Source organism: Thiomicrospira aerophila AL3 (genome assembly GCF_000227665.2).
Taxonomy (GTDB): domain Bacteria; phylum Pseudomonadota; class Gammaproteobacteria; order Thiomicrospirales; family Thiomicrospiraceae; genus Thiomicrospira; species Thiomicrospira aerophila.
On record NZ_CP007030.1, the window covers coordinates 322689 to 347148 of the forward strand.

Sequence of the window (24460 nt, forward strand, 5' to 3'; positions counted from 1 at the left end):
TCTGCAACATCAACTAAAAGCGAAGTCTCTTAATTTGAGGTTTCGCTTTTTTATTTGGAAGCGTCTGTGTTAGAACAAGTTTTGTTATTTTTTATTTCGCTGGTAGCGAATTTATTATCCGCGCTAGCCGGTGGCGGCGCAGGCTTGCTACAGCTGCCGGCTTTGTTGTTTCTAGGGTTGCCGTTTGGGGTGGCCTTAGCAACGCATAAGGTCGCCAGTGTGTTTTTAGGCTTGGGGGCAACCGCGCGACATTGGCGCAGTTCAACGCTTGATTGGCGATTTGCGGCATTTATTCTAGCTTGTGGGTTACCCGGTGTCGTGCTTGGCGCTAGTTTTATTTTACAGGTAGACGAACGTTGGGCGACCTTGGCTCTGGGGTTGCTAACTCTCAGTTTAGGCATTTATTCCTGGCTAAAGCCTGAACTAGGACAAATTTCACAGCCGCAAAATCGCCAAGTAGCAGGCCTGCTAATTGGTGGTATTGTGATTTTAATGATTGGCGTGCTAAATGGGTCACTCACCTCCGGTACGGGATTATTTGTCACACTGTGGTTAGTGCGTTGGTTTGGTCTTGATTATAAAACGGCGGTTGCCTATACCCTGGTGTTAGTTGGCATTTTTTGGAACGGCATGGGCGCTTTAACCTTGGGTATTTTAGGTGACATTATGTGGAGCTGGCTGCCCGCGTTAATTTTAGGGTCGCTAATTGGCGGTTATTTAGGCGCGCATTTGTCGATAGTCAAAGGCAATAAGCTGGTTAAACGTGCATTTGAAGTGATTACCATTTTAGTGGGCATGGCGCTCATCTACCAGGCCTGGTCACTTGGGAGTTAATAGGCGTTAAGCGATGAACTTGTGCGTTAGCGTCTTGGGCCGCACTAGCGTGACTAATCGCATTGAAAGGCCTGGGCAATCCTGCCAATCGCCATCGAACTCAAACAGGGCGATAGCGCCAGTAGGCATGACTTTATTGGCTTGCATAGCTGGATGATCTGTTTGCGCATTTAACTGCTTTTCCAGCTGCTCATAGCCTGGGTTGTGCCCCACCAGCATTAAACGCTTAATATCTGGATTGACCTTGCTGATAATCGCAAGTATTTGGTCGGGTTCGGCATGATACAGCTGCGAATCGAATGTGGTTGGAATAGGTTGCAGTCGGGTTAAAAACTCAAGGGTTTGTTTGGTGCGCACAGCAGAAGAACATAGCACCTGCTCGGGTATCAGCTTTTCTGATAGAAGCCAGTTCGCCATGCGTTGCGCGGCTTTTACTCCACGCGTCGCGAGCGGGCGGTCATGGTCAGCGAGGCTCGAATCAGACCAATCTGACTTAGCATGACGCCACAAGAGTAATTGACGGCAATTATTTGACACCATATTGACTACGATAAGCTTGCATAGCGGATAAGGTCGCAGCTTCGCCTGATTGTTTCGCGCCATCGGCTAGATAGGCAATCAAGTCATTCAGATTTAAAATGCTCATCACGGGTAAGCCATATTGTTGCTCGACTTCTTGAATGGCGGATAACTCACCTTGGCCGCGTTCCATACGGTCTAATGCGACCACTACGCCAGCAGGGGTAGCCCCATGTTGATGAATTAAATCAATCGACTCCCTAATCGCAGTGCCCGCAGTAATTACATCGTCAATAATCAAAATACGCCCGTTAAGGGGATGGCCAACAATTTGACCCCCTTCACCATGATCTTTAATTTCCTTACGGTTAAAGGCATAAGGCTTGTTGATGCCATGATCACGTGCTAAGGCAACACTGGTTGTAGCGGCGAGTGGAATCCCTTTATAAGCCGGGCCAAATAGTACATCAAACTCCACACCTGACGCAGCAATGGCTGCAGCATAGGCTTGAGATAGTTGATCTAGGTGCGCACCGGTATTGAATAAACCGGCATTAAAAAAGTAGGGGCTAATTCGGCCGGATTTTAGGGTAAATTCACCCCATTTCAATACACCGACATCGGCAATAAAATTGATAAAGTCTGCTTTATTCATGATGACAACCTTTGTTAATACGCTAAAAATAATGCCTCAAATCATAGAGGGCGATGTTGCATCTGGCAAGCCTTTTTCATCGCAGATTGCGCTTAGCTCTGTTAAGCTGGCCTGGGACTTGCTAAACTACTGATTATTGAATTAATTAACCTATTAACCATCCCATACCATCATGAACGCGCAGCGAGGCAGGACACATGGCAATCGACTTACGTAAGGTCGAACCTCTGGGTTCAAAAAGTGTATTGCTCGAACAGGCAATTAAAAAAAATCGCGGTAAACAAAAAGCCAATGGAGCCAGTTACTTAGAAGACATCGATTTGTCTGATATGCTCAATCCAGATTACGAATGGCTTAATCAAGACAAAACCGCCCTGCAAAACCTAGTCCAGCAAATGGACAAAGCCATTGCGCAGCTATCTGAGCAAATGCGCGATATGGGCACACAAACGCGCCATATTGAGCAGTTTAGTCGTCGTTCTAAAGCGCAACTGGAAGAAGAGCAGGCTTTGTTGTTTAAACAAATCCAAACGCTTAACACGATTTTGAAACGCCAAATCGCGGTGCTCGATGGGGTTGAACGCCAACTTGAACAGGTTGAAATTCGTCAAATGAGTATTTTGCCGCAATTGGTATTAGGTCTGATGGCCGGCTTGGCCTCAGCGGTGACCATTTTAGTGGCCGCACCTTGGATGCTTAAACTCGTAGCTGGATTTAGCTAGTTCATGCATGCACGTGTTATTGAAAAGTGGTTGCAAACCCATCCTGACTCGCCGCAACCTGCTTGGCTCGTTACCCTTGAGGCCGACTCACCATTGGTTTATGAACCGGGCGACTGGGTAACAGTAACCGGTGTTAATCAGCCAGCGTGGGCGAGGGCGATTTTAGCGCAATTGAATCTTGATCCTGAAACGCCAGTAACCTTGCGCCGCCACGGCGATGTCAGTGCGCTTGATGCTTTAATTCATCATCTTGAAATTACCTTGCTCGATCCTGCGCTGCTCGGCAAGTTGAGCCGTCAGTTGGGCTTGAGTTATTGGCCAGATCGTGACGCGATGCGTGCGTATGCCGACAGCCGCGATTTGCTTGATCTATTAATTGAATACCCCGATATTGCGCAACTGGGAGTCGAGCTGTTGCCATTGCTAACGCCGCTGTTGCCTCGCTATTACTCGATTGCCAGTGCGCCCAATCCTTCGGCGCCTAACCAACTGCAGATTCTGTTCAAACAACTTGAAATTCACCAGCATGGCCGTACCCGATATGGGGTAACTTCGACCAGTTTAGCCAGTGCCGATACCACCGCTAATCGCAATGCTATGTTTGAGATAGCGATTAAACCTAACCCACAATTTAAACTGCCGGTTGATCCAACCACGCCGGTGATTATGGTGGCAGCAGGCACAGGTTTAGCACCGTTTTTAGGGTTTATGCAAGCCCGTGCAGCACAAGGTGCTCGCTACAATCAACTCTATTTCGGTGAAACCCATGCCGCGCAACGTTTTCTAGCTCAAGCACAACTTAGCGGGTGGCAACAAGCAGGCCTGCTACAACTCGTTACGGCTTTTTCACGTGATCCACAGCCGGTTGACTATCCAACGCCTTATTATGTGCAGCATGCCTTACTTAAGCAGCAGGCCTGGTTAGATGCGTGGCAAGCCGGAGGGCATATTTATGTTTGTGGCAGTAAACTTGGCTTGGCAAAAGGCGTCGAATCGGCGATTAAGCAGGCCTGGTTAAATCATGGGCTGTATGCGGCAGACGCGTTAGACCAGGCCTGGTTAGATGCGCGCAAAAGTGGCCGCATTGCATTAGATGTGTATTAAGACGTTATTGAATGGTCAGATAAAACCCCGCGGCTTCAAGACGTTTAGCTTCGATATCTAAATCCATCGCGGTCAGTGGATGTTGCGCTAACCAACCTTCCTCAAACACTAAGCTCAACCGATGCTCTAAAGAGCTGGCATCAATATGCAATAGCACCTCAGGTGAATCTAAATCACGACCGCGATGAATGCGCACCGCTAAACGAAGCAATACGGTTAAAAATATTAATTTGGTATTGTGGGGTTCAAACAAGTTATCAAAGGCTTCTTTAATAAATTTACCGCGATGATTGAGCATCATAGCGGCGAGCATTTGTTTTTCTTGGTTGGTAAAACCGGCGAGATCCGTGTTTTCGAGCAGATAGGCTGAATGGTGACGATAGCGTTTATAGCTGATGGCCATTCCGCATTCATGTAACTGCGCGGCCCACTCCAGCAGTTTTGGATAGTTGTATTCGGTATCGTGCAGCTGCCAAGTATTGTGTGCTTGATGGTACAAGCGGCGCGCTGTTTGGGCGACTTGTTTGGCTTGCGCCGTATCGACCCGCATCCAGTTTTGCATCGCCTGCACACTCTGTTCGCGACTGTCTTCATTATGCAACCGACCCAAGGTATCAAACACTAGGCCTTCACGTAATGCATTTTGGCTTACCAGCATACTGGCAATACCGAGCTCTTCAAAGGTGGCGATTAAAATCGCTAAACCGCCGGCAATGACAGGGCGACGGTCATCTTTTAAACCAGCAATAGTGGCATCCATGGCACTACCGGCTTTTATTAACTCGCCACGCAGCTGTTGTAAACCCGAAAGCTGAATGCTGCCATCACTGCTCCATTGATTATCCACCAGAATTTGGCTAATCGACTTGATGGTTCCCGACGCCCCATAGGCGCTATCCCAGCCTTGTTTGGTCAGGTTTTTGCGGTGTGGCCGTAAGATTTGACGTGCGCTCGCAATTGCTCGACTCATGCGGTCAGCGGTAATCACATCATCGGCAAAGCAAGATTGGGTTAAACTGACACAGCCCATTTCGGTGCTGGTTAGATGTTGGTTGTCAAAACCCTGGCCAATAATATATTCGGTACTACCGCCGCCAATATCCATGACAAGTCGCTGTTCATTGCTTTTGGGAAGGCCATGCACCACGCCTAAAAAGATCAGTCGCGCTTCTTCTTGTCCAGAAATAATTTCAATGTGATGACCTAGTGCCTCGCGGGCGGCGCGTAAAAAACTGCGCGAATTTTGCGCATTGCGTAGCGTGTTGGTGCCTACGGCGCGGATGTTTTGTACCGGCAAATGTTTAATCAGCTGGCCAAAACGAGTTAAACAACTCAGCGCACTATCAATGGCGTCATCCGATAACCAGCCCTGGGCGTCCAGGCCGGAACGTAAACGCACCATCTCCTTATGCTTATCGATTACCTGAAGTTGATGATCACGCTGGCGCGCTAAAATCATATGAAAACTGTTTGAACCTAAATCAATGGCCGCGTATAAATCAGATTCCGGACTCTCGTTCATAAGTATCTTTGTTCACAATGGGGGAAAGGCAAGGATTCAAGTGTACCCCATTTTTTAGCGACCAACCAAGCAAATTGGCTGGTTGCGCTGTCAAAAATGGGATAGAACTGTTACTAGCTGGCACTTGGGTCGCCTTGATATTGACTAATCAACTGCTGTTGCGCATTGACAGTCGGTTCATCATCACTCAAGGGAGGCGTAACCAGTTCATAATGCCCATCCTGCTGCAATAACCAGGCAGAGGTATTGTCCTCTAAGTATAAAGCCAATCCTTCAGTAAAGACTTGCTGAAAGCACTGCGGGTCCAGAATTGGGAAGCAGGTTTCCACGCGCGCTAATAGGTTTCGGCTCATCCAATCGGCACTGGAGCAATACAACTCGGGTTCGCCGCCGTGATTTTCAAAATAATAGACACGATGGTGTTCCAAAAAGCGGCCGATAATTGAGCGCACTTGAATATTTTCAGACAAGCCTGGCACACCTGGCACTAACGAACAAATGCCACGAACAATCAAATCGACCTTTACACCGGCTTGTGACGCCTCATAAAGTGCATCAATAATTTGCTTTTCTTGCAAACCGTTCATTTTGGCAATCACGCGAGCGGGCTTACCATTGCGCGCGTTTTCAGCCTCACGCTGAATCCGTTCAATCATGCCGGAATGCAGGGTAAAAGGAGATTGCAACAAGACTTTTAGATCTTTGGTATTGCCTAAGCTGGTGAGTTGTTGAAAGATTTTGGTGACATCATTGCCGATGTCCTTGTGGCAGGTAAACAATCCAAAATCAGTATAAAAACGCGTGGTGATATGATGGTAGTTACCTGTGCCTAAATGCACATAATGGCGTAATTTGGAGTCTTCACGGCGCACCACCAAAATCATTTTGGCATGGGTTTTATAGCCCACCACGCCATAAACTACATGCACTCCGGCATCTTGCAAGCGGGTCGCTTGTTGAATGTTATTGTCTTCATCAAAGCGGGCGCGTAACTCGACCACTGCGGTGACTTCTTTGCCATTTTTGGCGGCGCGCACAAGGGCATCAATAATCGCCGATTTTTCACCGGTACGGTATAGAGTCATTCGAATTGCCAATACATCGGGATCTTTAGACGCTTGATTTAAGAAATCAATGACCGGGGTAAAGGCATCATAGGGGTGATGCAGCAAAATATCCTGGCGAGCAATATGTTGAAATAAGCTTTCACCGTCTTTTTTGCGCGAGAACAAGCGGAAGGGGTTTTTATTCACCGGCTTGGGCTTAAACGGCTTGGGTACATGAGGCGGAAACATTAAATCCGGACGATTGACTAAATTCGGCACCGCATCTAAGCGATGCAAGTTGACTGGGCCATGCACCTGATACAAGGCGGTCTCGTCCAGTTTAAAGCGGTCGAGCAAATAATCCATCATCGCCGGTGGACAATTATCGGCCACTTCTAAACGAATCGCATCGCCAAATTGACGACCATATAACTCGCCCTGTAGGGCGCTCATAATGTCATCAACTTCTTCCTCGTCAATAAATAAATTGGTGTTACGCGTTACTCTAAATTGATAACAACCGGTCACCGTCATACCAGGGAATAAATTAGCGACATTGGAATGCAGGATAGACGACAAAAACACGAGATCGTTGTCACCATCTGTCGCCTCAGGCGGCAGCTTGACCAAGCGCGGTAATGACCGTGGCACCTGCACTATAGCCAAACCATTTGAACGCCCAAACGCATCCTTGCCTTCTAAGGAAACAATAAAATTTAAACTTTTGTTAAGAATTTTAGGGAAAGGGTGCGACGGGTCGAGACCCATTGGGCTAAGTACTGGCTTTAATGAATCCAAAAAGTAATTGCGAATCCATTCTTTTTGTTTTTCATTCCAATGGTTGCGGCGTACAAAGCGAATCCCTTCTTTTTCCAACGCGGGAATCAAAATATGGTTAAGGGTGTAATATTGATCCTTGACAATATCATGCGCTGCCTCAGTGAGCTGCGCTATCGCATCGCGTGGGACGAGGTTATCTGGGTGGGTCCGCGCCGCAGGCTCTTTAGCCAGTTCGATTAAACTGGCTAAACGTACTTCAAAAAACTCATCCATATTCGAGCTGGAAATACACAAAAACTTTAAGCGCTCTAACAAAGGCACCTGGGCATTTTTAGCTTGAGCTAATACGCGGCGGTTAAACTCCAGCAAACTGCGTTCGCGATTGATATAAATGGGTTGCACAGGCGATGTAGGTTGAGTCGTATCTGTCATGGTAGTCCTCGCGGCAAAAGCAGATTGAATGAAAATATTTATCCCCTTATTTTAACTTAAATTACCCCTAGCAACATGACGCTTTGATGACGAGCACCCTGTCGAGGTGCTAAACTGATGCCACTCATTTTTAGTAGGACATATTCCACCATGACAGAGAGCAAAGGCCTTAATTGGTTAGTCGGATTGGCCGCGATTATTATTATTCTCGCCGGCCTTAAAGCCGCTGAATCCATTACCATTCCGATTATGTTGGCGTTGTTTATTGCGATTATCAGCAGCCCATTTTTAAGAATGCTCACCAAGCGCGGCATTCCCGGTTATGCGGCCGTGCTAATTGTGTTGTCGGTGCTGATTATTGTTGGCGGCGGGTTGGTGTCGATTGTTAGTCAGTCAATCAATGCGTTTATGTTGCAATTGCCGCATTATCAAATGCGCTTACAAATCATGCTAACCGGCCTGGTACCGCTCGCCGAACAGTTTAATATCCCTTTAACCCGCGACATGATTATGCAGCACATTAATCCGGCTACGGTGATGGGCTCCATCGGCACGGCCTTATCCGCTGTCAGTTCACTCCTTACCAGTACCTTTTTAGTGGTGTTTATTGTTATCTTTTTAATGATGGAAGAAGCGCAATTACCCGCCAAGCTTAAAGCGGCCAGCAAGAAAGCGAATTTTACGATTGAGCTGACCAGTGGCTTTATGGATCGTGTTAACAAATATTTGCTCATTAAAACCATCATCAGTTTTATAACAGGCCTACTGGTTACCTTATGGCTAATGTTTTTAGGCGTTGATTTTCCTATACTCTGGGGCTTAGTGGCGATGCTAATGAATTTTATCCCCAACGTCGGCTCGCTGATTGCCGCGATTCCAGCGGTGTTGCTGGCGATGGTTCAACTCGGCTTTGGTGATGCCGCCTTTGTCGCACTGGGTTACATCGTGATTAACGTGCTGATGGGTAGTTTAATTGAACCACGCTACATGGGCAAAGGGCTAGGTTTGTCGCCGTTGGTCGTGTTTTTATCATTAATACTCTGGGGTTGGTTATTTGGTCCCGTTGGGATGTTTTTATCTATCCCGCTGACCATGATTGTTAAGATTGCCCTTGAGCAAAACGAAGCGACACGTTGGATCGGCATTATGCTGTCAAATGAAGCGCCGTCTGTCATAGAACCTGAGCATCTAAATACTTCTACAACTCAAGAATCAAAAGGAACCCAATAATGTTAAACGTGCAAGATAGTCTGACCCTTGAATATAAAATCTTAGACCCACGCATCGGTGACACGATTCCATTTCCTGCCTATGCGACCGAAGGATCAGCAGGCCTGGATTTACGGGCCGCAATTGCCGAACCCCTCACCATTGTGCCAGGGCAAACCCTACTCATTCCCACGGGGTTGGCGGTACATTTAGCTCATCCAGGTTTGGCTGCAATGATTTTACCGCGTTCAGGCTTGGGGCATAAACACGGTTTGGTGTTAGGGAATTTGGTGGGGTTGATTGATTCAGATTATCAGGGCGAACTGAAAGTATCCTGCTGGAATCGGGGCAATCAGCCTTATGAAATTGCAGTAGGTGAGCGGATTGCACAAATGGTGATTGTGCCGGTACTGCAACCGCAGTTTCAACAGGTAAGCGAATTTAGTGATGCCAGTGACCGTGGCCAAGGCGGCTTTGGTCATTCAGGGCGAGCCTAGAGCCAGTGCCATCGAAACAGCTTGTTAGCGCCCGATAAGATCAGGGTTGGCAAGGCCGCAATGAACATAACAATGAGAAGATGCTCTATCGTCAGTGCACTCGTCCCAAGTACCAGCTGACCCCATGACCAATATACCATCAATATCGATAAGCTGGCCGAGGCCAGCACCATCAGCACTAATGCGGGATTGTTGAATGGATTGCGATCATAGAGCGTGCCAAAACTGCGAGCGTCAAAAATATGGACAAGCTGGCCAAAAATAAGCGTCATAAATGCCAAGGTTTGTGCATAGCTTTCGGCGTAGCCCTGTAAGATAGCCCATTGAAATACGCCAAAGGTAATGGCGCCCAGTACTAAGCCTCGAACAATAATTTTGGTGCCTAAATGTTGCGCAAATAAACTTTCCTGGCTTGATCGAGGTGGGCGAGACATAACATTTTTTTCTGCTTGATCAATGCCCAGTGCAAGTGCTGGCAAGCCGTCGCTTATTAAGTTGACCCATAAAATCATTAGGGGCGCGAGTGTCAGCAGGGGCTCATTGGTGATGAAAGCAAAGGCAAATAATAGTGCGCTGACTTCACTGACATTGGCCGTGAGGCCTTGACGAATAAATTTGCGAATATTGTCATAAATCCGCCGTCCTTCTCTTACGGCCATGACGATGGTGGCAAAGTTATCATCGAGTAAAATCAGATCAGCAGATTCTTTGGCGACCCCTGTGCCAGCTATGCCCATGGCGACCCCTATGTCAGCGCTGCGCAGTGCCGGTGCATCATTGACGCCATCTCCTGTCATGGCGACCACTTCTTGATTGGCTTGCAAGGCTTGAACTATGCGCAGTTTGTGTTCGGGGGTTACGCGTGCAAATACACGCACTTTCTTAACGGCCTGAGTCAGTTGAAACTCGTCGAGTTGATTTAATTCTTCACCGACTAAACATGGTGCTTCAGCTGTAGTGGTAATGCCCATTTGAAAGGCAATGGCTTTGGCTGTTTCGGCATGGTCACCGGTAATCATGGCAACAGCAATGCCGGCTTCGTGACAATCAGCAATTGCTGTTATCGCTTCAGGTCGAGGCGGATCAATAATACCAAACAGACCCACTAGGGTTAAATCATATTCCAGTGACAAATCGGGTTTTGCCGCTTCGGCGGGTGTCAATGGTCGAATGGCCACCGCTAAGGTTCGTAACGCCTGTTGCCCAAAAGACGCGATTGCGTCTAATGCATCTTGATGAACCCTTGTAATAGACGCTTGTTGTTGAGCGATTAAAGCGGTGTTGCAGCGAGCTAATAACACATCGGGCGCGCCTTTTACAATTAACCAGGCCTGCTGATCTTGATCTTGAATGACCACGCTCATCATTTTGCGCTCAGAGTCAAAGGGTTGGCTAGCCAGTCGCTTGAAGCGCGTTGCCAGGGACGCTTGGGTAATGTTAGCTTTGGCTGCGGCCACAATGAGCGCGCCTTCTGTGGGCATGCCGTGAATGCTGTAGCGTTCGTTATCGATGATTAGCACGGCATCATTGCATAGTGCGGCATAGTCGAGCAATTGGGTGAGGTCAGTGTGTTGAGTTGGGTCAATAGGTTGGCTTGCTTGCGAAGAGTCGCTGGCTAGGAACTCACCTTGTGGTTCATAACCTAATCCGGTTAAGTGATAGGATTGATTGGCTTGCCAAATTTGAGTTACCTGCATCTTGTTCTGGGTAAGTGTGCCGGTTTTGTCAGAACAAATAATACTGGTAGAGCCTAGGGTTTCAACTGCATTGAGTTGTTTGGCTAGGGCGTTGCTGCGCATCATTTGATACGCGCCCAAGGTTAATACGATTGTAACAACGGTTGGAAGGCCCTCTGGGATTGCGGCAACGGCTAATGAAATGCCCGTGCGCGCTAATTCTGCCCAGCCAAAACTCTGTAACATTCCGAGAATGATGATGGTTGAAATAATTACGGCTGCCGCCCAGATGAGCAGCTTGGATAGGCGTAAAATGCGCAGTTGTAAGGGAGTCAAGCGTGTTTCAGTTTGTTGCATCAGTTGCGCAATATGCCCAACCTCGGTGTTCATGCCGATAGCGGTAACAAGAGCAGTACCTTGGCCATGGGTGACGGCGGTACTCATAAAGACCATATTAGTTTGATCGGCAACGGCTAGCGTCTTGTTGTTAATAGTTTGGGTGTGCTTGCTAACCGGTTCTGACTCACCCGTGAGCGCTGACTCATCAATATGTAAGCTACTTATGTCTATCAAGCGGGCATCTGCAGGCACAATAGCACCGGTATCGAGCTTAATGATGTCGCCTCTCACCAGGTCACGTGCCGCAAGGTGCTGCCATTGATTATCACGCCGCACCCAGCATTTAGGTGCGGCCATAGTGCGAAGGGCTTCAATAGATTTTTGCGCTTTATAGGCTTGGACAAAGCTGATCAAAGCGTTGATTAGGATAATAACCGCAATAGCAATCGCATCTACATAATGGGCAATAACAAAAGATAGCAGTGCACCAAACATCAATACAATTAACAGTGGGTTGGTGAATTGTTGTAACAGTAGCCTTAAGGACGAAATGGTCGCTGTGTCAGTAAATATATTGGGGCCGTCTTCTTGCCGGCGCTGTTGCGCGGCGTGCTGCGTCATGCCGCACGAGAGGTCAGTATTCAGTTCGGCGGCTAGTGCATCGGGATCTTGACGATAAGGGAGTTTTGGCATGATTTAGCGATTTCGCGTTTCCAGTAGAAAGGGCACTTGACTGACTTGGCCATCGCTATGGTGAATGAGCAGGGTGACCTGCCACTGCATCACTTCGTTGGTACAAAAAGCTAACATGGTTTGACCGGCAAACATATTGTTTGGCTGTGCATGGAGGTTGACGCGGTTATATCCCATGTACATATTAATGCCGGCGATATCCAGTTCCACCTTAGTGACATCCTCAAATCCATGCAGTTGTACGCTGGCTTCAATAGGGCGCGCAATCGGGATGGGTTGCGGCGACAGCGCCAACTCGACCTGTTGGGTTTGATCAGGACTGGTCGCCAAGCAGGCCTGCTGATGTAAATCACAGTCGGTCAATAAGGGCCAGCTTGGTCCTTTGGTGCTGTCGCTACATCCTCCAAGCATTATCAGGGTTGCAACTAGGCCTGTGATGACGGCGGCCATTAAGCTAAGCGATTTGAATGACGTGTTATTAATTGAGTAAGCTGGCATTTGGCTCTCCTTTTACGACGAGCTGGGAAGTGCCTGGCATCTTGGGCAGAATACACTGGCGCGTTGTTGAATAATCATTTTTTCGAGCCCTGTGCCACACACCTGGCAGGCTTCACCGGCACGGCCATAGACATAAAGATGTTGTTTAAAATAGCCCGCTTGACCATCAGCATGATAGAAGTCGCGTAGGGTGGTGCCGCCTTGTTCAATGGCCTTAGCCAATACCTGTTTAACAATCATCACCCAATTCTCGGCCTGCTGTTGCGACAAGTCTTTAGCGGGCAGCGCAGGATGGAGGCCTGCTAAAAACAGCGATTCATTGGCATAAATATTGCCAACACCTACTACGACCTTGTTATCCATAATCAGCGTTTTCAATGGAATCTTGCGATGTTTAGCCTGTTGTAACAGCCAGCTTGCATTAAACGCAGCATCTAAAGGTTCGGGACCTAAGTGGGCGAGCAATGGATGGGATGTTGCAGTGTCATCGGTCCAGAGCCAAGCGCCAAAGCGGCGCGGGTCATGATAACGTAGGGTTTGACCTTGGGTGGTTAACAAATCAATATGGTCGTGTTTTTTGCGGGGTGTATTGGCGTCTAAAATGCGTAACGAGCCAGACATGCCGAGATGAATAATCAACGTCCCGGTCGGAAACTCAAGCAATAGGTATTTAGCGCGGCGACTTAAGCGGGTAATCGGTTGTTGGGTAATTTTAGCGGCAAGATCACTTGGCACCGGCCAGCGTAACCGTCCTTGATGGACGGTCAGGCTGGCCACGGTTTGCCCGTTTAAATGCGGGGCAATGCCACGCAGCGTTGTTTCAACTTCAGGTAATTCAGGCACGGCTCACCAAGTGTTTTATGGCCGAGGTGGCATTAGGGTAGGTAAATTTAAAACCTAATTCAGTTAAACGGGTCGGCACCACACAACTACTGTGGGTCAAGACTTGTGCGCCTTCACCAAACAGGATTTTTAGCGCAACTTCTGGCATCGGTAGCCAAAATGGGCGACCTAATGCATGAGCTAAGGTACGACCAAATGCCGCTTGGGTCAGCGGCTCGGGTGCGCAGAAGTTAATGGCCCCGCTAAGCGTCGGTTGGCCCAGTGCCCAACTGATCGCAGCAACCAAGTCATCAATGTGAATCCAACTGAAACATTGCTGCCCTCCGGCGACCGGGCCACCTCCGCCCAAACGAAAGGCCGGTAACATTTTCGCCAATGCACCGCCATCCAATCCGAGTACTACGCCAAAACGCATAATCAGTGGCGCGGGCGTCAGTTGGGCATTAGCGGCTTCCCAGGCTTGGCCTAAATGACCTAAAAACCCTGGATCGACATCGGTACACCGTTCGTCAAGGGGTTGACCACAAGGGCGTTGCGGATAAATACCAATTGCAGAAGCCGCTAAAATGCGTTCGGGTGGGGTATTTGCTTTCGCTAGGGCTTTTTGTAGCAGTTCGCTGGTGGCAATCCGGCTATCATAAAGTTCGCGTTTATAGGCTTCATTCCAGCGCTCCCCAATATTGGCGCCCGCTAATTGAATCACCACATCTTGGTTATCAATGAGTTGGGTGAGGTGATCTAAGTCCTTAAATGCTGAGCGCCCTTGCGCAGTGACCTGATGGCCCTGCTCGGTAAGATGACGTGATAGGTGACGTCCCACAAATCCTGTACCGCCTAGAATAACAATCTTCATGATCTGTTCCTTTTTTGCGCTTTTATGCGAGAGGTCAACACAGTAGAATTCTGTTTCATTTATTATAGTTTAAATTGTGAAGGGAATCAGGAGGCAGTGTGAAACTCAAACAGGCAATCGTGATTACCGGGGCAGGTCAGCGAATCGGGTTGGCGTTGGCGCAGCATTTAATCCAACAGCGTCCGCATCCGATTGTATTTACCTATCGAAGCCTCAAGCCTGGCGTTGAGCAGTTGTTAGCTGCCGGCGCAGTGGGGTTTCAGGTTGATTTTAATCATCCCGATGCGGTTAAACACCTGATGCCAAAACTAACCGAACAGGTCGGCAGTCTCCGCGCCTTGATACACAATGCCTCGCTCTGGTGGCCGGATTCGGCACCGGATGCGTTGCAAAAACAGTTTGATGTGCATGTGCGTGCGCCTTATGAGCTTAACCAGGCCTGCTTGCCCTTGTTACAAGCCTGTCAGTCCGAGCAAAAAGATATTATCAGTATTTCAGATGCGCGCGTTAGCCAAGGTCATCCGTCGAAAATTGCCTATTTAGCAACCAAAGCTGCACTAGAGAATATGACCTTGTCTTTTGCGCAAGCTTTTGCCCCCGATGTAAAAGTTAATGCCATTGCTCCGGCCTTATTAACCTTTCATCCGCAAGACAGTGCGGCCTATCGTCAAGCGCGTTTAGACCGGTTATTGTTGCCCATGGAGCCGGGTGCGCAGGTTTTATGCCATGCTGTCGATTATTTGCTGGATAACCCCTACACCACGGGCACGATTTTGCCCTTAGATGGTGGTAGCCGTTTGGTCGGCCAACGCCTGGATAAATAACCGAACAAGTAATAGTTACTGCGGTTGCGGCCAAACGCGGCTTTCACCGCGCCCACGTTGGTCTGATGCTGCGTCAAACGTGCCATCGGCTTGTCGCTTAATCACTTGCATATCGCCAAAAAAGCGTCGTGCTTCCACTTGATACCCCATCTCGCGCAATTGTTGTTGTGTGCTGCTATCGAGTTCTGGGTGAAAACCTATCTGTTGTGATGGCCAAAGTTGATGATGGACGCGAGTGATATCAATGGCTTGCTGTAACGGCATAGTAAACCAGTAACTGTTAAGCAGGGTTTGAAACACGCTGGTAATAATCGTTGAACCGCCTGGCGTGCCCAGTACCGCATCGACCTTTTGATTCGCAATGACGAGGGTTGGGCTCATCGATGACAACATCCGTTTGTTAGGCGCGATGGCATTCGCTTCATTCCCTATCACACCATATAAATTGGGCACGCCGGGTTTGGCAGAAAAATCATCCATTTCATTGTTCATTAAAAAGCCGGCTCCAGGCACGACCCAGCCATTACCGAACGGCATGTTTAGGGTAAAGGTGCTGGCCACCGCATTGCCCCAGCGATCTACAATTGAAAAATGCGAGGTTTGTTCAGACTCATTAAACGGTGCCAGGCCTGGTGCAACGGCTTCAGTAGCGCTGGGGGCAGTCAGGTCAATCTCAGCGGCGCGCTTAGCAATATAAGCGGGATCAATCAACCTTTCTATCGGTACGGCAACAAAATCACTGTCGCCTAAGTATTCTGCACGATCGGCATAGGCGCGTTTTTTCAGCTCCGCTAGAATATGGATATAGTGCGCCGAATTATGAGATTCAGCCTTGAGTGCCAGTTGATGTTGTTCGGCCATCAATAGCAATTGAATCAGCGCAATACCGCCTGAGCTGGGCGGTGGGGCGGACACGACCGTCATACCTTGCCAGTTAGCTTGTACAGGTTCGCGCCAAATGGCGTGATAGTTGGCCAGATCTTGATGGGTAATCAAACCGCCAATACGTTGTTGATGCGCGACAATTAAATCGGCCGTTTCACCATGATAAAACTCCCGCACACCATCACGTGACAGGCGCTTTAGCGTTGCCGCCAGCTCAGGCTGAACCAGCCGCTCACCCACAACCAAATTGCCAAAATAAGTATTAAAGTTGTTACTATAGCCTTTATCGCTAGACCAGCCACTATACCATTCAGCAACATCAGCCAATTCTTTTGTAACCACAAAACCCTGTTCAGCTAATTCAATCGCGGGTGCTAAAACCTCCTGCCAACGTAAATGACCAAAGCGTTGATGCGCTTGCCACAAGCCCATCACTTGACCCGGTACGCCGCTAGATTGCGGTCCTAATAATGACGCAAAGGGTATCACCTCACCTTGTTCATCTAAAAATAAGTCACGATGGGCGCGAGCCGGAGCGGTTTCACGATAGTCTAAAAACCAATTGTGATGATGCATTCGCATCAGCATAAAACCACCCCCGCCCAAATTGCCGGCTTCAGGGTAGGTCACCGCGAGACCAAATGAGGCGGCCACAGCGGCATCGACAGCATTGCCCCCACGATCAAGAATATGCTGGGCAATCGTGGCTGAATAATGGTCAGGCATCGCCACTGCGTGCTGGTAAGCCTGGCTGCTAGGAAGGTAAAGCAAACAAGATAGGGCACAAATACGAAGACAGTGCTTAGCAAGGGTGGCTTTAAACAAGCGCATAAATAAACCTTTTAACAAGATGGAGTGTATAAATAATCGGTGTGACTGCATTAATAGTAAGCCTCCGTTATAATAGCCAAAATTCTCTTTCAAAAACACCTTTTATACGGAACCACCAAAGATGAGCCGACTACCTGAACACCTTAGATACTGCACGACCCACGAATGGGTTTATATTGACCAAGACGGTTTAGCCGTGGTGGGAATTACAGATTTTGCCCAAGAGTCTTTGGGCGATTTAGTGAATGCCGACCTACCGGAAGTGGGTGATAGTGTCAGTGCCGGTGATGACATTATGGTGCTTGAATCGGTTAAAACGGCTTCCGATATTCATGCACCCATCAGTGGTGAAATTGTAGCGGTCAATGAAGCCTTAGAAAATGAGCCAGAATTGGTTAATGATGAACCCTATGACGCCGGCTGGCTATTTAAGATTAAGCCCGATGATGTTAGCGAGCTAGAGGATCTATTTACCGCAGAAGACTACCAGGCCGAAATCGATGGCTGATTTACAAAATCTACGCTTAAAAAAGAACGAAGAACGCCGCATTAAGCAAGGTCATATGTGGGTGTTCAGTAACGAAGTGGATACCCAGGTTACGCCGTTAAAGGCATTTGAGCCAGGTCAACAGGTTGTGGTTGAAGCGAGTAATGGCAAGGCGTTGGGGTTGGCCTATGTTAATCCTAATAGCCTCATTTGCGCGCGAGTGTTTAGCCGTGACACCAAACATCAGCTAGGGATGACCTTTTTTAAAAAACGCTTACAACAAGCGCAAGCACTCCGCGAACTCAACTACGACCAGCCTTATTATCGTCTTGCTTTTGGTGAAAGTGATGGGTTACCAGGCCTGGTGATTGATCGTTTTAACGATGTGTTTGTCGCCCAAATTACCACGGCGGGTATGGAAGCCTGTAAAGATGATGTTTTGCAAGTGTTGATTAATCTTTATCACCCGCGTGCGGTGGTGTGGCGTAATGATACGGCTAGCCGAGATATCGAAGGCTTAGAGCGCTATCAAGCGCTGGCCTATGGCGAGCTACCCGAGCAAGTGGAACTGGTTGAAAATGGAGTGCGTTTTATTGTTCCCGGTCTAGGGGGACAAAAAACTGGCTGGTTTTATGATCATCGTTCAGGGCGGGCGCGTTGTGCCGAATTGGTCAAGGATAAGCGCGTGCTGGATGTGTTCAGCTACCTAGGGGGCTGGGGCGTATTAGCCGCCGTGGCCGGTGCGCGCGAAGTCGCTTGTGTTGATGCTTCTGAAGCAGCGCTAGATGGTGTGCACCTTAATGCGGAGCTGAATGGTGTGGCTGATAAAGTCACCAGTTATCAAGGCAATGCGTTTGAAGTGCTGACGGCACTCGCACAACAGGCTGAAAAATTTGATGTGGTGATTGTCGATCCGCCGGCTTTTATTAAACGAAAAAAAGATTTTAAGGCGGGTTCAGAAGGTTACCGACGGGTTAATGAGTTGGCGATGCGTTTAGTCGAGCCGAATGGTGTATTGGTGTCGGCATCCTGTTCACACCACATGCCGCGAGCGACTTTGATATCACAGGTCCAAGCTGCCGCCAGTCATTTAGATCGCACCGTGACCCTATTTGATCAAGCGGGGCAGGCGCCGGATCATCCGATTCATCCTGCGATACCTGAAACAGAGTACCTAAAAACGCTGTTTTTTAGGGTATCGCCAAAATGGTAATCGCTGTTATTTAATCCAAATCGATTTGACGTTGGTAAACTCGCGAATGCCGTGATAAGACAGTTCGCGACCATAACCGGAGTTTTTCACGCCACCAAAGGGTAAGCGTGGATCAGACTTGGTAAAGCCATTAACAAAACACGCGCCGGACTCCATTCGCAACGCCATAGTTTCGGCTGTGGCGCCATCGCTACTCCAAACAGCCCCACCTAAACCAAAGTTGGTCGCATTCGCTAAACCCACGGCATGCGCCGGTTCAGTAGCTTTAAAAATCAAGGCAACCGGCCCAAAAAACTCTTCACGATAGGCGGGCATCGCGCTAGAAATATCGGCCAAAATGGTCGGTGCGTAATAGCAACCGGGGCGATCCAGTTGATAACCGCCGGTTACTAGGCGCGCGCCATATTTAACGCAGGTTTGTACCTGTTGATGCAGCTCGTCTAACAAGTCTTGACGCGCCATCGGGCAGAGCGTGGTGGCTGGTTCGAGCGGGTCGCCTGCCACAAACTTAGCTTCCACAGCCGCTTTCAGACGACTAATAAAGTCTTCGTAAACAAACTGATCAATAATGAAACGCTTAGCGGCAATGCAACTTTGCCCCATATTTAGATAACGGCTGGTTACCGCCGCCTCCACTGCCGCCGGTATATCCGCATCGTTCATCACAATAAAGGCATCCGAGCCACCCAGCTCAAGCACGGTCTTTTTCAATTCCGCTCCGGCAATGGCCGCGACTTTGCGTCCGGCTGGTTCGCTACCGGTTAGTGTAACAGCGCGCACGTGACGATGGCGAATCACACTTTCCACCTGATCGGAGCCAATCATTAAGTTGGTAAAGACATAGGGCGGGAAGCCCGCATCTAAAAATACCTGTTCAATAGCTTGGGCGCATTGCGGTACATTCGAGGCGTGTTTTAACAAGCCAATATTTCCAGCAATCAGTGCCGGCGCAGCAAAGCGAAACACCTGCCAAAACGGATAGTTCCAAGGCATCACTGCCAGCACCACGCCAAGCGGTTGGTAGCAAATATAGCTTTTGCTGGCATCGGTTTCAATCAGCTCGTCGGCCAAGAAGGCCGGGCCGTTTTCGGCATAAAACTCACACACCCAGGCGGATTTTTCGATTTCGGATTTGGCTTCATTAATCGACTTACCCATTTCAAGGGTAATGAGTTTCGCCAGTTCATCTTGCTGTTCACGCAAGACTCTAGCGGCGTTTTTCATCAACTGACAACGCTCTGCCATCGAGGTGCGTTGTGACCATTCAGGAAACTCAGCGGCCGCACGGCGAACCGCTAAATCTAAGCGTTCTTGATCCCAGGCTTCAAATTCAGCCAGCTTTTCACCGGTTGCAGGATTAATTGATTGCAATGCCATCTAGTCCTCCTTAGCGGTTAAATAATAAACGTTGGCCAGGCACAAACTCGGCAAACTGCCCTTGATCATACATGACACGGCCATTGACCAGGGTTTTAATCACGCTGGATTTAAAAGTATGGCCTTCCCAAGGTGACCATTGGCATTTGTACAAATTTTTGTCTTTGCTGTCAGTATGCGGCTTGTTTAAATCCACCAATACTAAATCTGCCCAATAGCCTTCGCGGATAAAGCCACGATCTTGCACATCAAACAGTCGCGCAACATTGTGTGAGGTACGATCAACGATTTGCTCTAGGGTAAAGACGCCTTGGTGATAGAGGTCAAGCAGGGCACTCAACGACTGTTGCACCTGTGGCAGGCCAGCCGGTGCTTTAAAGTAGCTGTTTTGTTTTTCGTCCCAAGTATGCGGCGCATGGTCGGTGGCAATGACTTCAATGCGGCCATCAATCACCGCTTGGCGAATCGCATCGCGGTCGGCTTGGGTTTTGACCGCCGGGTTACATTTCACCAACGACCCTTTAGTGTCATAGTCGGCATCGGTAAACCACAAATGGTGAACGCAGGCCTCAGCGGTGATTTTTTTGTCGGCCAACGGGCCGGGGGTGAACAGGTCGAGTTCTTCTTTGGTGGTGATATGCAAAATATGCAAGCGTGCGCCGGTTTCCTGTGCCAGCTTCACCGCCATCGCCGAAGATTTATAGCAGGCTTCGCGGCTACGAATAATTGGATGGGCGCTCATGGGCACATCCTCGCCATATTTTTCGCGGAAAGCGTCTTCATTGGCTTTAATCATCGGCGTATCTTCGCAGTGGGTGGTGATTATGATGGGGCTATTGCTGAAGATCGCGCGTAACGCGGTTTCTTGATCGACTAACATATTGCCGGTTGACGACCCCATAAACACCTTCACGCCACAGACGGTTTTCGGGTTTACTCTTGCCACTTCCTCGGCATTGTCATTGGTGCCGCCCAAATAAAACGAGTAGTTTGCCCAGGATTTTTCAGCACCGATGGCATACTTGGCTTCCAAGGCCTCCAAAGTAACCGACGGCGGATTGACATTGGGCATTTCCATGTAGCTGGTGGTGCCACCGGCGACTGCCGCGCGTGATTCCGTGCCGATATCGCCTTTATGGGTAATGCCCGGTTCACGAAAATGCACCTGATCATCAATCATGCCGGGTAACAAATGCAAGCCTTCGGCGTTGATTTCAAGGTCGGCTGTAACATCAATCTGTGGTGCAATTTGGGCGATGCGACCATTTTCGATCAAAACATCAGCAACCTGCTGCTGGTTTTCGTTCACAATCGTGGCGTGTTTAATCAGGGTACGTGACATGAGAAAGTCCTTTATTAAAAAGTGTGTTCTATTCTAGCAAGATTGGGTCAGGGGCGGAAATAATCGCGTTTGCCTCATAAATTAAACTGTAAGTGCCCAGCTATCTGCCAACAATTCAGCTTGCGTAATAATTTTGCGTGTCGCTTCCTTTTCGTTGTCCGGTGGGTAACGATGGCGCTTCAACAGCACCTTAATCATCGCCATCATTTTTGCGCGGGCTGATTGACGGTTTTGCCAGTTAATGGTGGCCGACTTTCTTAACTTATCGGTTAATTCTAATGCCAAGGCTTTTAATACCGGATGCCCTAAGTGCTCCACGGCAGACTTATTTTCCGCTAAGGCTTGGTAAAAGGCATATTCTTCATCAGTCATGCCATCGGGGGCGGCGGATTCGCGTAACTCTTTAGCGATTTCAATAATACGATTCATCACCTCTACCGTGGTGAGTCCACGGTTTTGGTATTTGGTAATGGCTTCTTCCAGTTTTTGGGTGAACTCTTTTCCTTGTATCGCGTTTTTCTGACCGCGTGCTTTAATCTGATCTTCTACCAATCTGGATAACAACTCGGCCGCTAGGTTTTTGGTGGGCATATCACGAATTTTTTCTAGGAATCGCTCATCCAATAACGACAAATCCGGTTTTTCCATGCCCAAGGTGCTGTAAATGTCATTCACGCCTTCAACCAACACGCCTTTTGCCACTAACTGGCGCAAAGCCGCTTCTCGCTCTAAACGCGATTTACCACTTGGTGCACCAGAGCGTGTGAGTTTTACCAGGCCTGCTTTAACGGCTTGAAAAAAAGCAATTTCTTCACGGTATGCCATCGCTCGTTCATGGGTTCCCGCCAAACCCTGTGCTTTGGTGATTTTGGCTACCAAGTCCAAATAATCCGTCACGCCTTGATTGCGACCTTTTTTGTCCGGCTCTGGATTGACTTGCAGAATATGCTCCATCGCCGGTTGCAACAGGCTGAGTGCTTTTTTTGCTTCTTCAAATCCGCTGTAATCAAACCCGTGGAAGAACTCTTTTCTCGCGACATCTAAGCTGTCTAATAAAATCTTCACCGCTTCACCGCTAATATCGACCGGATCACGCTCGCTACCGCTGTCTTTAGTGTAGGTTTTAATCGCTTCTTTGAGTTCATTACCAATGCCAATATAATCGACCACTAAACCGCCGGGCTTGTCTTTCCAGATACGGTTCGTTCTTGCAATCGCTTGCATCAAGCCATGACCTTTCATCGGCTTGTCCACGTACAGCGTATGAACCGGCGGCGCATCAAAGCCGGTAAGCCACATATCACGTACAATCACGATTTCAAGCGGGTCGGCTTCATCTTTAAAACGTTTTTCCAGCAATTTGCGTTCTTGCTTGTCGGTGCGGTGTGGCTGAAAGTGACTCGGGTCAGACGAACTGCTGGTCATCACCACTTTGATTTTGCCTTGATGAATATCCTCATCGTGCCAATCGGGGCGCAGTTTGATGACTTCATCATAAAGTCTGACGGCGGCCTCGCGTGAAATCGACACCACCATCGCCTTGCCCGCCACCGCTTCTTGGCGCAATTCCCAATGAGCGATTAAATCTTCCGCCAAGGTTTGCAAACGCCCATCCGCCATGGCCAAGGCTTCTAGCCGGGTATAGCGACTGATGGTTTTGGATTGTTCGGTTTCGTCTTCCTCTTCGGTGTTTTCAATAAACTCTTCCACCAAAGCCTGACGGTCAGCCTCATTAAACGCCAACTCGATAATGCGCGACTCATAACTCACCGGCACCACCGCACCATCATCCTGTGCCGCAATCATGTCGTACACATCGACATAACTGCCAAACACCGATTCGGTATCGCGGTCATCAAAACTAATCGGTGTACCGGTCATCCCCAGATAAATCGCATTCGGCATGGCATCGCGCATGTATTTCGCCAAACCGTATTTGGTTTTGCCGGTTTTGTCGTCCAGAGAAGCCTTAAACCCATATTGCGTGCGATGGGCTTCATCAGCAATCACGATCACATTCGAGCGGTCGCATAAGGATTCCACTTTGTTTTGACCCGTTTCCGGCGCAAATTTATTAATCGTGGTAAAGATAATGCCACCGGCCTCCGATTGGCTCAAAATGCTTTTTAACTCGCTACGATTATTGGCCTGCACCGGTGAACCGCGCAAAGACCAGGAGCTTTGTGAAAAGGTTTCATAAAGCTGGCCATCTAGGTCGTTTCGGTCGGTCACTAACACAATCGTTGGGTTTTTAAATTCGGGATGGTCGCGCAAATTCATCACATAAAACAGCGCCAACAGGGATTTACCCGAACCCTGGGTAAACCAAATCACGCCACCTTTACCGTCTTTTTTCGTCAATAGGGCAGATGTTGCGCGTTCAACCGCTTTGACCACGCCGTGATATTGATGCCATTGTGCAATGATTTTAAACGTGGCATGGCCGCTTTCACCACCATAGGCCACAAAGCCTTTAAAGTAAGACAGCAAGGTTTTCGGCGCCAATAAGCCGCGCACCATGATTTCCAACTCCATTTGAGCGCTGTCATGCTGTTTTTGGCCGTTCAGCAAGCGCCAAGGGGTAAAGCGTCCAAAGTTCGCCGTGAGCGAGCCGAAGCGTGCCACCGTACCATCGGAAATAATATTAAGCAGATTAAAATAAAACAGCTGAGGAATATCGGTTTTATAGGTTTGGATTTGGTTATAGGCGCTTTCAATATCGGCGTTCACATCCGCCGGATTCTTTAGTTCTAATACCACCAGTGGCAAGCCATTCACCAACACCACAATATCCGGTCGGCGTACTTTTTGACCGTGAACCGTAAACTGGCGCAAGGCCAGCCAATCATTATCGCCGCTAAAATCGAACACGCTCAGGCGTTCAGTGGTGCGTGCGCCGTCACTGTGAGTCTTTTCAACCGGCACCCCATTGCGCAACCAGTCATAAAGTTCTTTATTGCCATCCACCAGTGATTGCGAGGCATAACCGGACAATTTAGAAAACGCGTCATCTATTTCAGAATTCGAAGCCTTTGGGTTTAAGCGAATCAGCGCATTTTTCAGTCGCGATTCCAACACCACATCCGCATAACGCGTTCGGTCTTCGTCCGCACCCCCCGGCGAAACTTCGTCACCATGCAGGCACTCGTAACCCAACTCTGCGAGCCAATCCAAGGCGGCGTCTTCTAAAATGTTCTCGTTCATCCTATGCCTTTTTATTTCTCAACCATACTTGACCTTGGATCCTTCCAAGGTGTATCGTTCGATTTAATATGCCCG

The 24460-nt window shown here is 48.6% G+C and carries 20 protein-coding genes; 8 read left to right on the forward strand and 12 right to left on the reverse strand.

The window, feature by feature from the left end:
* Positions 1 to 66: 66 nt before the first annotated feature.
* Positions 67 to 834 carry a sulfite exporter TauE/SafE family protein gene (locus THIAE_RS01575; RefSeq protein ID WP_006459743.1) on the forward strand — a complete coding sequence of 256 codons (768 nt, stop codon included), beginning with the start codon at positions 67 to 69 and terminating at the stop codon, positions 832 to 834.
* Between the two features lie 6 nt (positions 835 to 840).
* On the opposite strand, the gene THIAE_RS01580 is transcribed toward THIAE_RS01575, so the two are convergent.
* Both THIAE_RS01580 and pyrE read right to left on the reverse strand, forming a co-directional pair.
* Positions 841 to 1374 (reverse strand): SixA phosphatase family protein, encoded by a 534-nt coding sequence (locus THIAE_RS01580; RefSeq protein ID WP_006459744.1) that lies wholly within the window; start codon positions 1372 to 1374, stop codon positions 841 to 843.
* A complete protein-coding gene (gene pyrE, locus THIAE_RS01585; protein WP_006459745.1) occupies positions 1361 to 2008 on the reverse strand; it encodes an orotate phosphoribosyltransferase in 648 nt (215 codons plus the stop codon). Before pyrE ends, THIAE_RS01580 begins: the two co-directional genes overlap by 14 nt.
* Positions 2009 to 2205: 197 nt before the next feature.
* Here pyrE and THIAE_RS01590 point away from each other — a divergent pair, with 197 nt between their 5' ends.
* Both THIAE_RS01590 and THIAE_RS01595 read left to right on the forward strand, forming a co-directional pair.
* Positions 2206 to 2730 (forward strand): hypothetical protein, encoded by a 525-nt coding sequence (locus tag THIAE_RS01590; protein ID WP_006459746.1) that lies wholly within the window; start codon positions 2206 to 2208, stop codon positions 2728 to 2730.
* Between the two features lie 3 nt (positions 2731 to 2733).
* Positions 2734 to 3834 carry a flavodoxin domain-containing protein gene (locus THIAE_RS01595; protein WP_006459747.1) on the forward strand — a complete coding sequence of 367 codons (1101 nt, stop codon included), beginning with the start codon at positions 2734 to 2736 and terminating at the stop codon, positions 3832 to 3834.
* 4 nt (positions 3835 to 3838) lie between these two features.
* Here THIAE_RS01595 and ppx read toward each other — a convergent pair whose 3' ends face one another.
* Entirely contained in the window at positions 3839 to 5356 is a 1518-nt protein-coding gene (ppx, locus tag THIAE_RS01600; RefSeq protein ID WP_006459748.1) for an exopolyphosphatase, read from the reverse strand.
* Between the two features lie 113 nt (positions 5357 to 5469).
* The gene (gene ppk1 / locus THIAE_RS01605) at positions 5470 to 7614 is read right to left on the reverse strand and encodes a polyphosphate kinase 1 (RefSeq protein WP_006459749.1); all 2145 of its coding nucleotides are present in this window, start codon (positions 7612 to 7614) and stop codon (positions 5470 to 5472) included.
* Positions 7615 to 7764: 150 nt separating this feature from the next.
* Here ppk1 and THIAE_RS01610 point away from each other — a divergent pair, with 150 nt between their 5' ends.
* Positions 7765 to 8844 carry an AI-2E family transporter gene (locus THIAE_RS01610; protein WP_006459750.1) on the forward strand — a complete coding sequence of 360 codons (1080 nt, stop codon included), beginning with the start codon at positions 7765 to 7767 and terminating at the stop codon, positions 8842 to 8844.
* Positions 8844 to 9320 (forward strand): dUTP diphosphatase, encoded by a 477-nt coding sequence (dut, locus tag THIAE_RS01615; protein ID WP_006459751.1) that lies wholly within the window; start codon positions 8844 to 8846, stop codon positions 9318 to 9320. The genes THIAE_RS01610 and dut overlap by 1 nt, the downstream gene beginning before the upstream one ends.
* Here dut and THIAE_RS01620 read toward each other — a convergent pair.
* Genes THIAE_RS01620 through THIAE_RS01635 form a run of 4 tightly spaced genes read right to left on the reverse strand, consistent with a single transcriptional unit; the run spans position 9317 to position 14222 of the window.
* Positions 9317 to 12028: a cation-translocating P-type ATPase gene (locus tag THIAE_RS01620; RefSeq protein ID WP_006459752.1), complete on the reverse strand. Its 2712-nt coding sequence runs from the start codon at positions 12026 to 12028 to the stop codon at positions 9317 to 9319. The genes dut and THIAE_RS01620 overlap by 4 nt on opposite strands.
* A gap of 3 nt (positions 12029 to 12031) precedes the next feature.
* A complete protein-coding gene (locus THIAE_RS01625) occupies positions 12032 to 12526 on the reverse strand; it encodes a hypothetical protein (RefSeq protein ID WP_006459753.1) in 495 nt (164 codons plus the stop codon).
* 12 nt (positions 12527 to 12538) lie between these two features.
* On the reverse strand, positions 12539 to 13369 hold the full coding sequence (mutM, locus tag THIAE_RS01630; protein ID WP_006459754.1) for a bifunctional DNA-formamidopyrimidine glycosylase/DNA-(apurinic or apyrimidinic site) lyase: 831 nt from the start codon (positions 13367 to 13369) through the stop codon (positions 12539 to 12541).
* Positions 13362 to 14222 (reverse strand): TIGR01777 family oxidoreductase, encoded by an 861-nt coding sequence (locus tag THIAE_RS01635; protein ID WP_006459755.1) that lies wholly within the window; start codon positions 14220 to 14222, stop codon positions 13362 to 13364. The genes mutM and THIAE_RS01635 overlap by 8 nt, the downstream gene beginning before the upstream one ends.
* 98 nt (positions 14223 to 14320) lie before the next feature.
* Here THIAE_RS01635 and folM point away from each other — a divergent pair, with 98 nt between their 5' ends.
* The gene (folM, locus tag THIAE_RS01640; protein ID WP_006459756.1) at positions 14321 to 15046 is read left to right on the forward strand and encodes a dihydromonapterin reductase; all 726 of its coding nucleotides are present in this window, start codon (positions 14321 to 14323) and stop codon (positions 15044 to 15046) included.
* Between the two features lie 15 nt (positions 15047 to 15061).
* Here the strand turns inward: folM and ggt are convergent, their stop codons facing one another.
* On the reverse strand, positions 15062 to 16762 hold the full coding sequence (gene ggt, locus THIAE_RS01645; protein WP_025299257.1) for a gamma-glutamyltransferase: 1701 nt from the start codon (positions 16760 to 16762) through the stop codon (positions 15062 to 15064).
* 121 nt (positions 16763 to 16883) lie between these two features.
* Here ggt and gcvH point away from each other — a divergent pair, with 121 nt between their 5' ends.
* Positions 16884 to 17270, forward strand: coding sequence for a glycine cleavage system protein GcvH (gcvH, locus tag THIAE_RS01650; protein ID WP_006459758.1), 387 nt, complete (start codon positions 16884 to 16886; stop codon positions 17268 to 17270).
* Positions 17263 to 18462 carry a class I SAM-dependent rRNA methyltransferase gene (locus THIAE_RS01655; protein WP_006459759.1) on the forward strand — a complete coding sequence of 400 codons (1200 nt, stop codon included), beginning with the start codon at positions 17263 to 17265 and terminating at the stop codon, positions 18460 to 18462. Before gcvH ends, THIAE_RS01655 begins: the two co-directional genes overlap by 8 nt.
* A 6-nt stretch (positions 18463 to 18468) precedes the next feature.
* Here THIAE_RS01655 and THIAE_RS01660 read toward each other — a convergent pair whose 3' ends face one another.
* From THIAE_RS01660 to THIAE_RS01670, 3 genes are all read right to left on the reverse strand, one after another.
* Positions 18469 to 19839, reverse strand: a complete 1371-nt coding sequence (locus tag THIAE_RS01660; protein ID WP_006459760.1) for an NAD-dependent succinate-semialdehyde dehydrogenase — start codon at positions 19837 to 19839, stop codon at positions 18469 to 18471.
* Positions 19840 to 19849: 10 nt separating this feature from the next.
* Complete coding sequence (locus tag THIAE_RS01665) at positions 19850 to 21181, reverse strand: dihydroorotase (RefSeq protein ID WP_006459761.1); 1332 nt, start codon at positions 21179 to 21181, stop codon at positions 19850 to 19852.
* Between the two features lie 81 nt (positions 21182 to 21262).
* Positions 21263 to 24385, reverse strand: a complete 3123-nt coding sequence (locus tag THIAE_RS01670) for a type I restriction endonuclease subunit R (RefSeq protein ID WP_006459762.1) — start codon at positions 24383 to 24385, stop codon at positions 21263 to 21265.
* Positions 24386 to 24460 lie beyond the last annotated feature (75 nt).